This is a genomic window from Geobacillus sp. B4113_201601, assembly GCF_001587475.1.
Lineage (GTDB): Bacteria > Bacillota > Bacilli > Bacillales > Anoxybacillaceae > Geobacillus > Geobacillus icigianus.
The window spans coordinates 98,366-110,691 of record NZ_LQYX01000099.1 but is presented as its reverse complement, the minus strand read 5'-3'; the positions used below and the strand labels follow the sequence as shown (position 1 = coordinate 110,691).

The following is a 12,326-nucleotide window of genomic DNA, read 5'->3' as shown; positions in this document are numbered from 1 at the left end:
TGGAGATGAACTTCTCTTTCTTGAAAGACCCGTTCTTTACGGATGAGATTTACGTCAAAAAACCAGAACGGGTCGCAGTATTGGGTTATTTGTTTCTGTTGGCCTTGGCCATTTACCGCGTCTTCCAGTGCCGGGTGCGTCAGCTCATTACCCCGGAACGCCCATGAAAGGGCGCGGGAGGCCGGAAACTGACCCGACCCACCGGACAGGCAATTTTTCAGTTGTTCCGGTATGTGAACGTCGTCCTACTGGAGCTGCCGGATGGGCACATCCAACGCGCGTTAGGGAAACCGCTCACCCTTGATCAGCGAAGGATCCTGCAGGGATTGGGCATGGATGAGAACATTTACGTGTAACGTCATACGGAACGACTAGAGATGGTAAAAAAAGGATTGCCGTTGCTCGTTGTGTTGGTCGAAATGGTATTCTAAAAAACGAAATAAAAAATCCTTTCTTTCTACCCTGTTAGGGTGCGAAATGTGAGTTAAAAAATAAAAAAACCTAAATAAATATTAGGAGGGGAATATATTGGTAAAAAAAATCTATATTAATGCATTTGAAATGAATTGTGTAGGTCATATCGCTCATGGGCTTTGGAGGCATCCTGAAAATCAGAGGCACCGTTATACAGATTTAAATTATTGGGTAGAACTTGCACAATTATTAGAAAATGGGAAATTCGATGCTTTATTTTTAGCTGATGTAGTTGGGATTTATGATGTCTATAAACAAAGTAGGGATACTGCGGTTCGTGAAGCTGTTCAAATTCCTGTAAATGATCCCTTTATGCTTGTTTCAGCGATGGCCTATGTAACAAAACATCTAGCATTCGCTGTTACATTCTCAACAACCTATGAGCATCCATATGGCCACGCAAGACGTATGTCAACACTGGATCACTTGACAAAAGGTAGAATTGCTTGGAATGTTGTAACTTCGCATCTCCCGAGTGCTGATAAGAACTTTGGTATTAAAAAAATACTTGAACATGATGAGCGTTACGATATGGCAGATGAATATCTAGAAGTGTGTTATAAACTATGGGAAGGGAGTTGGGAGGATAATGCAGTAATTCGAGATATAGACAATAATATATATACTGTTCCGAGCAAAGTACACAAAATAAATCACTCAGGAAAATATTTCGAAGTTCCCGGTCCCCATTTATGCGAACCCTCTCCTCAGCGTACGCCAGTCATTTATCAAGCAGGTATGTCCGAACGGGGACGCGAATTTGCGGCAAAACATGCAGAATGTGTATTCTTAGGTGGAAAAGATGTAGAGACTCTAAAATTTTTTGTCGACGACATAAGAAAAAGAGCCAAAAAGTATGGACGTAATCCAGATCATATTAAAATGTTTGCTGGAATATGTGTAATTGTTGGAAAAACACATGAAGAAGCAATGGAAAAATTAAATTCTTTCCAAAAATATTGGAGCCTAGAAGGGCATTTAGCACATTATGGAGGTGGAACAGGATACGATTTATCTAAATATAGTTCTAATGATTATATAGGTAGCTTATCTGTTGGAGAAATTATTAATAATATGAGTAAACTCGATGGTAAATGGTTTAAATTATCTGTAGGTACTCCAAAAAAAGTTGCTGACGAAATGCAATATTTAGTTGAGGAAGCAGGTATTGATGGATTTAATCTAGTACAATATATATCACCAGGTACTTTTGTTGACTTTATTGAACTAGTAGTTCCTGAATTACAGAAACGAGGTCTATACCGAGTAGATTATGACGAAGGAACCTATAGAGAAAAATTGTTCGGTAAAGGAAATTATCGATTACCGGATGATCATATTGCTGCACGATATCGAAATATTTCTTCAAATGTATAAAAGCTACCCGTGGTGCTAGTTGAGCGCTAGCGCTCAACTAGCACCACGGGTATATATTTACTTATTTTACCGATAATAGGTGTTTTATGGTTTTTAAATTTGGTGAGCTTTTTAAAGAATTTGTACAGAAATGAAAGCACACATAATCAAACAATGATCGGGGCTTTATTAACCTTTCTCTTTGTCTTTCTATATATGTACGGGTTTTTAGGGACACATTAATATTCAATCATCCTCCTGTACTAAAAAGATGGGACCGCCTCCACTTATTGGCTAATGCCGGTGGAAGTGGGGGATTCTTATTTCCTTTGCAAACAAAATACTGTCGATGATCCCTTCTTTCATGCCTTTGTCCTTTGGATCCCGCCTGGCGTTCAAACAATCCGTCTTGTACTCATTGAGCCAACTCTTCCATTCCGTTTCATCCCTTTTGAAGGAACGAAACCATATTTCCCTGTTTTTCTTCTTTTTAACGCTTCCCCCATCGCCATCGGTTGGCGGTGGGGGTTTTTGCATGGCGCGATTTCAAACTTCTTTCACAAATGTGAGGTATAATGAGGGCAGAAACGAACGTGCGGAGGAGAAAAACGAGATGAAACGAGCGAGCGTGTGGATGCTGTTAGGTTGCTTCTTTCTGCTAAGCGGCTGTGCCCATCCGTCGTTTCCCCCGGTGGCTGATTCGCTTTCCGTCGTCATCAGCCTCGATGTCAAAGGGGAAACGGTCACCTTTTTGAACGCGAAACATGGCGGCAAGGTCGCCCGTTGGAACATCAACGAACCGTTTCAAGGCGGGGCGTTGAGCGCGGACGGCCGGACGCTGCTTTTGTACGGGCGGGATCTTGACGGCGTTTACCGGTACGACCTTGCGACTGGGAAGCCGCTCGCCCAGTGGAAAACGGGGAGCGGCATTGTGAGTGCTGCTCCATCCCCGGATGGCCGCACGTGGTTTTTTGGCGACAGCGAACATCACGCGGTGCGCGTTGTGAGCCGGGACGGGGAAGAGATCGCCCGCCTTTCGGTCGGACGCTCTCCGATGACGTTGCTTGTCAATCGCGCTGGAACGAGGTTGTATGTGATCGATTTTCAAGACGAACGGGCGAGGGTCATCGATGTGGACCGCCGCCGCGTCATCCGTTCGTTTGCCGTGCCGAAGTTCGCTTTAGGCGGAGTGGTGCGCGAGAAGCAAGGGGAGCTGTGGGTCGGCGGGCACGGCAGCGGAAGCCGTGTGGAAACGAATATTCATGTTTACTCGCTGCAAGACGGCCGCTTGCTTCGGACGATCGCCGCGCCGGTCATGCCGGTCGATTTTGTTGAAACGGATCGCGGCGTGTTTGTGCTATGCCATGGCTCGAACACGGTTTATCGGGTTTTGCCAAGTGGGAAGCGGCTTGACTCTGTCTCGGTCGGCGCCAACCCGTTTGCCATGGAAGCGGCAGGAGGTCGTTTGTATATCGCGAGCTATGACAGCGATGAAATGATCGTGGTCGATGAAGCGACGCTGCGGCCGCTTGCCCGCTGGAAGACGGGCGACGGCCCGCTGCAGCTGCTCATTCGGGAGGGACGAACATGAGCGAACGAACCGTTTTGATCGTCGATGATGAAGAAGAAATGCGTCTATTGGTCAGCATGTATTTAGAAAACGCCGGCTTTCGCTGCTTGGAAGCGGAAGACGGGGAGGAGGCGCTGGCGCTGCTTTCCCAACATTCGGTCGATGCCGTACTATTGGACATTATGATGCCCAAACAGGACGGATTCGCCGTCTGCGCCCGCATCCGCGAGCAGTCGGACGTGCCGATTTTGTTTTTGACTGCGCTCGGCGAAGAATGGGATAAAGTGAAAGGGTTCAAGCTAGGCGGCGATGATTACATCGTCAAACCGTTCAGCCCGGGAGAGCTCATCGCCCGTCTCGAGGCGGTGCTGCGCCGGGTGCGGCGCGGGCGCGAGAACGATGGGCGGTTGCAGTTTGGCGACCTCGTTATTGACGAAAAAGGACGAACCGTGACCGTTGGCAGCGAACCGGTGAAATTGACGTTGAAAGAGTTTGAGCTGTTGCTGTTTTTGGCGAAACACCGCGGGCAAGCGTTCAGCCGCGATGACTTGCTCGTCCATGTGTGGGGGTATGATTACACCGGAAACGCCCGCACCGTTGACACTCATGTGAAAACATTGCGCATGAAGATGAAAGACGCCGGCCGCCACATCCAAACCGTCTGGGGCATCGGCTACAAATTTGAGGGATGAGAAATGAAACGGCTCCGCTTAGGGCAAAAAGTATGGCTGGCGATCGGCGCCGCGGTCGTGGTGACGCTGGCGTTTTCCTTTGGCCTTTTGAATTATTTTTACCGGACGGTGTACATGAAAGAAGTCGAGCGGACGTTGATCGCGGAAGGGACGAGCCTCGCCCGCGACTATCGGGGCGGGGCGATCGCTCGGGAATACCGCCGGCAAATCGAATGGTATGATGAAAAATCGACGGCCACCATCCTATTGATCGACAACCCGCGCGAACTGAGCGCCTGTTTTCCGTTTCCGGTCCACTATGACGCGTTAGTCAGCGGCCGCGACCGGGAAACGCTGCTAGCCGGGAAGCCGGTTGTCAAAACCGGCTACGAAAAGCGGTTTGGCCGCCGCGTGATGGCGGTCGCCGTTCCGCTTCTTGATGACAAGCGGCTTATGGGAGCGATTTATTTGTATATGCCGCTCGCCGACGTCCAAGCAGCAACGAAACAGGCAGCCGCCGCGTTTTGGCCGTTGGCCGCCGTATTCGCCGCCGCGCTTTTGGTTGTCGGCCGACGGATGGTGCGGCAACTGGTCGAGCCGTTGCAGGCGATGGAACGGGCTGCTGAGCGCATGGCGGAAGGGCGCTACGAAGCGGGCATCCCCGTGCGGAGTGATGATGAAATCGGCCGCTTGGCGAAGGCGTTCAACCAAATGGCCGACGCCATTGCCAAAGAAGACGAGCAAAAGCGCGAGTTTTTAGCGAACGTCTCGCATGAATTGCGCACGCCGCTCAGCTATATGAAAGGGTACAGCGAAGCGCTTCTCGCTGGTTTTGCGAAGACGAAGGAAGAAGAAAAGGCGTATCTTCGCCTCATCCACCGCGAAACGGAACGGATGGAGCGGCTTGTTGGCGATTTGCTCGATTTGGCGCGCCTTGAAGGGCAAAGCGTGCCGCTCGAGCGCGCGCCCGTGGCGTTCGCTCAAGTGATCGAAGATGTCATCGCCATGTACGAACCGATCGCCGCGCAAAAGCGGATCAAACTGTCATGCGATTTGGACTATGACGTCATCGTCAACGGCGACGCCGATCGGCTCGAACAAGTCGTGCGCAACTTGCTTGACAACGCCATCCGCTATACTCCGGAAGGCGGCGCGGTGACGGTGCGGCTTTCCCGCCTGTCGGAAGCAGAAGGAGAACTCGTGATCGAAGACACGGGAAAAGGCATCCCGAAAGACCAGCTCCCGCTTCTTGGCCAGCGCTTTTTCCGCGTCGACCGCGCCCGCACCCGCAAAGAAGGCGGCACCGGCTTAGGGCTGGCCATCGTCAAGCAAATCGTCGCCCTTCATGGCGGCGCCATTCAGTTCGACAGCGACCTCGGCCGCGGAACGACGGTATCTGTCCGCCTGCCGCTCGTTAGGGAAGGGGAAGAAACATACGTTCAAGACAAAGGAACGGATGGTGTATCATCAATATAAAAATTCGGAGGCAGGTGGAGGAAATGGGTTCAAGGGAAAAGGAACAGGCCCCGATGACCTACAAAGAGTATGCGACATGGCCGGAAGGAAAACGGTGCGAGGTGTTGGACGGGAATATCATCAGCATGGCGCCGTCGCCCACACCGGAACACCAATCGATTTCGCTCCAGCTTTCGATCGAATTCGGAATGTATTTCAGAGGGAAGGATTGTCGCGTGTTGGCCGCCCCGATCGATGTGTACCTTTTTGAAGATCATCGCAAGGGATGGATGGATGAAAACGTCCGAAATTGGGTATGTCCCGATCTTGTGGTCATCTGTGACAAAAACAAAATTCAAAAAAACCGCATTGTCGGTGCTCCAGATTTGGTCATCGAGATCTTGTCTCCCGCTACGGCCAAAATCGACCGGATGGACAAACGGATCGCGTACGAGCGGGCTGGGGTGAAGGAATATTGGATCGTTGACCCGGCGAATCAAGTCGTGGAAGTGTATTTGCGTGAGAAAACAGGGAAGTTCGAACTTCGCGGAGTGTACAGCCGCGATGACACCATTCCCGTTCATGGATGGGAGGATTTGTTCATCGATTTGCGAAACATTTTCGAATGAACAAATGGCCATTGACATCTTCGCTAGGCAGTATGTTGTCTAGAAGGCTAGTGAAAAACCGCTGTCGCACACCAATCGGCGGCATTTTCATTCAAAAAAGAAAGCTGGTTCTGCAAAGTTTCTCTAATTGAGAAATGGATGGAATCAGTAGCATTTTGCACGAAATCACCAGCCTCCTAGAAGGCTGGTGATTTACTCGTGGATACGGATTTACAATGTTATTTCTCAATTAGAAAAACCTTGTTCCATCGGTCCTGCTTTTCGCTCATTCCCCCATTGATGAAGGGAATCCGCCGTTTTTCCCCAGCCTTCTAGAAGCCCGGTGATTTAAAGAAGTATGCCGCTTACCAGCCTCGTTGCTCAAAGTAGAAAAGCCCTGTAGCATCGGTATCGCTTTTCACACGTTCCCTCCCATCGCTCAAGGGAATCAGCCGTTTTTCCCCAGTCCAGCCGATGTCGCATTCATTGGACGGCCCAGCGCAACGAACGCGGCATCGGCGGTTGATGGGGAACGTTCAGGGAACGGCTCTTCGGTTGAGTCATGTGGTCGGAAACAAAAGCGCACCTTCGCGGTTTGGTGCGTAGCTCTCCTTTACCAACAGCCAGGAACAAGGTGTTTTGTTCATTGCCCAAACGCGGCCGATGTACTACAATAAACATAGAACCCGTTTTTTCCCACCAAAGCGCGGCTTCATTCGGTTGGCGTGAGGCGCCATCGGGTGCGGCTCGTTTTCAGGCGAAAAAACGAAAGCGGTTTCTTTTTTGGCAGAAGACGCAAAGGGGGATGGGAAATGAGCGATGTCGCGAAGATGAAGGAAGCGGCGTTTCCGGCTCCGCCGATGGAGGAGTGGGAGCAAGAAGCGGAACGGTCGCTGAAAGGCAGGCCGCTCGAGCGGTTGGTGACGATGACGTACGAAAACATAGCGGTGAAGCCGCTTTATACGCGCCGCGATGTAGAGGCGCTCGGCCCGCTGGAGCAGTATCCGGGTTTTGGTCAGTACGTGCGCGGGGCGCGGCCGGAAGGGTATCGGGGCGAGCCGTGGAAGGTGAGCCAAGAGATTTCGGCGGCAAGCCCGTCCGACTGGAACGAGGCGGTGAAGCATGACTTAGCGCGGGGACAGACAGAAATCCATTTCGCTCTCGGGCGGCTGCCGTTTGCCGTCGAGTCGGTGGAGGATGTGGCCGCAATGTTGGATGGCGTGCCGCTTGACCGCTATTCGCTCCGTGTGGACGCCGGGGCGCGGTCGCTTCCGTTTTTGGCGCTTTTGGCCGCTTATTTCAAGGAACGGGGCGTCTTGCTCTCGAGCGTGCGCGGCGCGATCGGCATGGATCCGCTCGGCGCTTGGGCGGAACAGGGGACGCTCCCGTGTTCGCTTGAGCGGCTGGATGATGAAATGGCGGAAGTGACGAAGTGGACGATGGAACAAATGCCGGCCGTTCGCACGATTTTCGTGCGCGGCGAGCCGTACCATAACGGCGGGGCGAACGCCGTGCAGGAGCTCGCGTTTTCGTTGGCGGCGGCCGTCGAGTACATCCGCGCCGGGCTGGACCGGGGCTTGACGATTGATGACATCGCGACAAGGATGCAAGTGTCGCTCGCCGTCGGAGCCGACTTTTTCATGGAAATCGCCAAGCTGCGGGCGGCGCGGCGGTTGTTTGCGCAAGTGATCGAAGCGTTTGGCGGCAGCGAATCATCACGGCGCATCGAACTGCATGTGCGCACGTCACCCTTTACAAAAACGGTGTACGATCCGTATGTGAACATGCTTCGCGCCGGAGCGGAAGCGTTTGCGGCCGTTGTCGGCGGCGCCGATGGCGTGCATGTGTCGCCGTTTGACGAAGCGATCGGGCTCGCTGATGCGTTTTCGCGGCGCATCGCCCGCAACACGCAGCTCATTTTGCTTGAAGAGGCGCATCTCGCCCAAGTCATCGATCCGGCGGGCGGCTCGTATTATGTGGAGACATTGACGGCAAACATTGCCGAAGCAGCGTGGAAGCTGTTCCAGCAAGTCGAGGAAAAAGGCGGCATGAAACAAGCGCTTCAAGACGGCTTCGTGCAGTCGGAAGTGGAGGCGATTGCCAAGCGGCGGCTTGAGCGCGTCAAACAGCGGAAAGAAAAAATCGTCGGCGCGAACGTGTACGCCAATTTGGAGGAAACGCCGATCGAAAAGCCGAAGCAAGCCGCAGTGAACATGGTGCTGTCGTTGGATGAACAGCGGGTGGCCGACATTCGCCGCACGCTTGTCAGCGGAAAGTGGATGGAAACGATGATTCGTGCGACCCGCCGTCGAGCAACCGCTCGGGAAATGGCCGCGGCGCTCGCCGATGGGAACGAGGCGGCGGCCATTGCGCCGATTCGCGCATGGCGTTTGGCTGAGCCGTTTGAGCAGCTGCGGAAGGCGGCCGAGGAGCATGCGGAGCGCACGGGAAGCCGGCTTTCTGTTCACTTGATCAATCTCGGGCCGCTTGTCCGCCATCAGGCGCGCGCCGATTTCATCGCCGGGCTGTTTGCGGCCGGTGGGGTGGCGGCTGAGCGAAGCGACGGCTTTGCCTCGGTCGAGGAAGCGGTCGAATGGGTGCGGAACACGAACGGGACGCATTATATCGTGTGCGGCGCGGATGACGACTACCTAGGGTTCGTTCCGGCGTTGGCCGCGGCGTTCAAGCAAGCCAAGCCGAACGCGAAGCTGTATGTCGCCGGAAAACCGCCGGAAGAGCTCGAGAACACGTACGCGGAAGCGGGCGTGGACGGGGCGATCCATCTCGGTTCGAACGCGTACGATGTGATCGTGGCGTTTTTCACGGAAAGAGGGGTGGCGTTGGATGGCGAAGGACGTTGATTTTACCAAGATGCCGCTTTCCGCGGCGGCGGCCGATGTGGAGGAGAAACAGTGGAGAGACGCGGTGGAGCGGCGCGTGCAAGCGTCGATCGATGAGCTGTTGTTTCAGACGAACGAACACATTGCCGTGAAGCCGCTTTATACAAAAAATGACATCGATGGGCTCGATTTTCTTGATTACTTGCCCGGGCTGCCGCCGTACTTGCGCGGACCGTACCCGACGATGTATGTCGTGCGGCCGTGGACGATCCGTCAATACGCCGGTTTTTCGACGGCGGAGGAAAGCAACGCGTTTTACCGGCGCAACTTGGCGATGGGGCAAAAAGGGCTGTCGGTCGCCTTTGACCTGGCGACGCACCGCGGCTATGACTCCGACCATCCGCGCGTCGTCGGCGACGTCGGCAAAGCAGGGGTCGCCATCGATTCGGTGCTCGATATGAAAATTTTGTTTGACGGCATCCCGCTCGACCAAATGTCGGTGTCGATGACGATGAACGGGGCGGTGCTCCCGATCATGGCGTTTTACATCGTCACCGCCGAAGAGCAAGGAGTGACGCAAGACAAACTGTCGGGCACGATCCAAAACGATATTTTGAAAGAATATATGGTGCGCAACACGTACATTTACCCGCCGGAGATGTCGATGCGCATCATCGCCGACATTTTCGCTTATACGGCCAAATACATGCCGAAATTCAACAGCATCAGCATTTCCGGCTACCATATGCAAGAAGCCGGGGCGCCGGCTGATTTGGAGCTGGCGTATACGCTCGCGGACGGGCTTGAGTACGTGCGCACCGGCTTGAAGGCGGGCATTGACATCGATTCGTTCGCCCCGAGGCTGTCGTTTTTCTGGGCGATTGGCATGAACTACTTTATGGAAGTGGCGAAACTGCGCGCGGCACGCCTCATGTGGGCGAAAATGATGAAAACGTTCAACCCGAAAAATCCGAAATCGCTCGCATTACGGACGCATTCGCAAACGTCAGGCTGGAGCTTGACCGAGCAAGATCCGTTCAACAACGTCGTGCGCACGCTCATCGAAGCGCACGCGGCGGCGATGGGGCATACGCAGTCGCTCCATACGAACGCGCTCGATGAGGCGATTGCCTTGCCGACCGATTTCTCGGCGCGCATCGCCCGCAATACGCAGCTGTACTTGCAGGAAGAGACGGGCATTTGCCGGACGATCGACCCGTGGGCCGGTTCGTATTACGTCGAGACGTTGACGAACGAACTGATGAAGCGGGCGTGGGCGCATATTGAAGAAATCGAAAGCTTAGGCGGGATGGCAAAAGCCATTGAAACCGGCATCCCGAAAATGCGCATTGAAGAAGCGGCAGCCCGCCGCCAAGCGCGCATCGATTCAGGGGCGGAAACGATCATTGGCGTGAACAAATACCGTCCGGAAAAAGAAGAGCCGATCGACATTTTGGAAGTGGACAACACCGCCGTGCGAAAGCGGCAAATCGAGCGGCTGAACGAGCTGAAGGCGACCCGCGACAACGAGCACGTCGAAGCAGCGCTAGAGGCGATTACGAAAGCGGCGGAAACGGGCGAAGGGAACTTGCTTGAGCTCGCCGTCCAAGCCGCGCGCGTCCGCGCCACCCTCGGGGAAATTTCGTATGCGATCGAAAAAGTGGCGAAGCGCCATCGCGCTACCATTCATTCAATTAGTGGTGTATATAGTTCAGAATATAAGGATGAAGACCAACTCGTACGGGTGAAAGCAAAAGTCGAGCAGTTTGCAAAGCGGGAAGGGCGGCGTCCGCGTCTACTGATTGCAAAGATGGGACAGGATGGACATGATCGCGGAGCGAAGGTAGTTGCGACCGCATTTGCTGATTTAGGATTTGACGTCGATATCGGGCCGCTCTTCCAGACGCCGGAAGAAACGGCGCGCCAAGCGGTCGAAAACGATGTGCACGCCGTTGGCATCAGCTCGCTCGCCGGCGGCCATAAAACACTTGTTCCACAGCTCGTTGCAGAACTAAAAAAATATGGTCGCGATGATATAGTCATTGTTGTCGGCGGCGTCATCCCGCCGCAAGACTATGCTTTTTTGTACGAACACGGCGCCGCCGCCATCTTCGGACCAGGAACAGTTATCCCAGTATCGGCGGAAACCGTGCTTGATGAAATTAACGCCCGACTTGGTTATGAGGACGTGAGCGAATGAACGGCGAAGAAAAACGACGGGAACAGACAAGCGCCCAGAGCGCGGCTTCGGATGGGTCGCCGCGCCGCCCGGAATGGGCGGACGGCGAGAGCGCGTCATCCTACGTGCACGCCGAACGCCCGCCGGCGCCAAAGCGGATCGTGAGGCGGAAAGAGCGGTCGGTAGACGAGTACGTCCAAGGGGTGCTCGCCGGCGACCGCACGATGTTGGCGCAGGCGATTACGTTGGTCGAAAGCAATGCGGCTCGTCATATCGATCTTGCCCAGCACGTGCTTCATGCCCTCCTTCCGCACGTCGGCCGCTCGATCCGCATCGGCATCACCGGGGTGCCGGGGGCGGGGAAAAGCACGTTCATTGAAGCGTTCGGGACGTTTTTGTGCGAACAAGGGCACCGGGTCGCCGTCTTGGCCGTCGACCCGACGAGCTCGTTGACCGGCGGCAGCATCCTCGGCGACAAAACGCGGATGGAGACGCTCGCCCGACATCCGCTTGCGTTCATCCGCCCGTCGCCCTCCGGCGGGGCGCTTGGCGGCGTGCACCGGAAAACGCGCGAGACGATGATGCTGTGCGAAGCGGCCGGCTATGACATCATCCTCGTTGAGACGGTCGGCGTCGGGCAAAGCGAGTTTGTCGTCCGCGGGATGGTCGACTTTTTCCTCCTGTTGGCGTTAACCGGCGCTGGCGATGAGCTGCAAGGGATGAAGCGCGGCATCATGGAACTTGTGGACGCCATCGTCATCAACAAGGCCGACGGCGATAATAAAGAAAAAGCGAAAGCGGCGCAAACAGAATACAATCAGTTTCTCCATTACCTGCGCCCGGCCACGCCCGGCTGGGAGACGAAAGCGTACACGTGCTCGGCGCTGCTGGGCGAAGGGATCGCCGACATGTGGCGCGTCATCGAAACGTTCGTCGCGACGACGAAGCGATCCGGCGTCTTTTTCGACCGCCGCCGCCAGCAGCAAAAAGACTGGATGCACGCCATGATCAAAGAATATATCGAAACGCGCTTTTTCACCGACCCGATCGTGAAAGAAAAGCTCCCGATGCTCGAAAACAGCGTCATTTCCGGCGCCAAGCCGGTCACCGCCGCCGTCAAAGAGCTGATCGAGGCGTATGAGCGGAAGCGGAGCGGCGAACTATGATATGATA

The 12,326-nt window shown here is 54.3% G+C and carries 8 protein-coding genes and 1 pseudogene; all 9 read left to right on the top strand.

Annotated features, from left to right (window positions below; genetic code table 11):
* Positions 1-356, top strand: a pseudogene (locus B4113_RS20705) (transposase); the annotation flags it as partial.
* A 172-nt stretch (positions 357-528) separates the two neighbouring features.
* On the top strand, positions 529-1,851 hold the full coding sequence (locus B4113_RS14485) for an LLM class flavin-dependent oxidoreductase (RefSeq protein ID WP_061912600.1): 1,323 nt from the start codon (positions 529-531) through the stop codon (positions 1,849-1,851).
* A 592-nt stretch (positions 1,852-2,443) separates the two neighbouring features.
* Positions 2,444-3,421 carry a YncE family protein gene (locus B4113_RS14475; RefSeq protein WP_033023607.1) on the top strand — a complete coding sequence of 326 codons (978 nt, stop codon included), beginning with the start codon at positions 2,444-2,446 and terminating at the stop codon, positions 3,419-3,421.
* Positions 3,418-4,092: a response regulator transcription factor gene (locus tag B4113_RS14470; RefSeq protein ID WP_033023606.1), complete on the top strand. Its 675-nt coding sequence runs from the start codon at positions 3,418-3,420 to the stop codon at positions 4,090-4,092. Before B4113_RS14475 ends, B4113_RS14470 begins: the two co-directional genes overlap by 4 nt.
* Positions 4,093-4,095: 3 nt before the next feature.
* Positions 4,096-5,547: a cell wall metabolism sensor histidine kinase WalK gene (locus B4113_RS14465; RefSeq protein ID WP_051962712.1), complete on the top strand. Its 1,452-nt coding sequence runs from the start codon at positions 4,096-4,098 to the stop codon at positions 5,545-5,547.
* A gap of 23 nt (positions 5,548-5,570) precedes the next feature.
* The gene (locus B4113_RS14460) at positions 5,571-6,155 is read left to right on the top strand and encodes a Uma2 family endonuclease (protein WP_033023604.1); all 585 of its coding nucleotides are present in this window, start codon (positions 5,571-5,573) and stop codon (positions 6,153-6,155) included.
* 791 nt (positions 6,156-6,946) lie between these two features.
* Entirely contained in the window at positions 6,947-8,995 is a 2,049-nt protein-coding gene (locus tag B4113_RS14455) for a methylmalonyl-CoA mutase family protein (RefSeq protein ID WP_033023602.1), read from the top strand.
* A complete protein-coding gene (gene scpA, locus B4113_RS14450; protein ID WP_033023598.1) occupies positions 8,979-11,174 on the top strand; it encodes a methylmalonyl-CoA mutase in 2,196 nt (731 codons plus the stop codon). The genes B4113_RS14455 and scpA overlap by 17 nt, the downstream gene beginning before the upstream one ends.
* Entirely contained in the window at positions 11,171-12,319 is a 1,149-nt protein-coding gene (meaB, locus tag B4113_RS14445; RefSeq protein ID WP_033023597.1) for a methylmalonyl Co-A mutase-associated GTPase MeaB, read from the top strand. Before scpA ends, meaB begins: the two co-directional genes overlap by 4 nt.
* Positions 12,320-12,326: the final 7 nt, after the last annotated feature.

Excerpts from the sequence above, each read along its gene's own strand:
- B4113_RS14475 (WP_033023607.1), top strand. The coding sequence starts at position 2,444 with ATGAAACGAGCGAGCGTGTGGATGCTGTTAGGTTGCTTCTTTCTGCTA.
- B4113_RS14470 (WP_033023606.1), top strand. The coding sequence starts at position 3,418 with ATGAGCGAACGAACCGTTTTGATCGTCGATGATGAAGAAGAAATGCGT.
- B4113_RS14465 (WP_051962712.1), top strand. The coding sequence starts at position 4,096 with ATGAAACGGCTCCGCTTAGGGCAAAAAGTATGGCTGGCGATCGGCGCC.
- B4113_RS14460 (WP_033023604.1), top strand. The coding sequence starts at position 5,571 with ATGGGTTCAAGGGAAAAGGAACAGGCCCCGATGACCTACAAAGAGTAT.
- B4113_RS14455 (WP_033023602.1), top strand. The coding sequence starts at position 6,947 with ATGAGCGATGTCGCGAAGATGAAGGAAGCGGCGTTTCCGGCTCCGCCG.
- scpA (WP_033023598.1), top strand. The coding sequence starts at position 8,979 with ATGGCGAAGGACGTTGATTTTACCAAGATGCCGCTTTCCGCGGCGGCG.
- meaB (WP_033023597.1), top strand. The coding sequence starts at position 11,171 with ATGAACGGCGAAGAAAAACGACGGGAACAGACAAGCGCCCAGAGCGCG.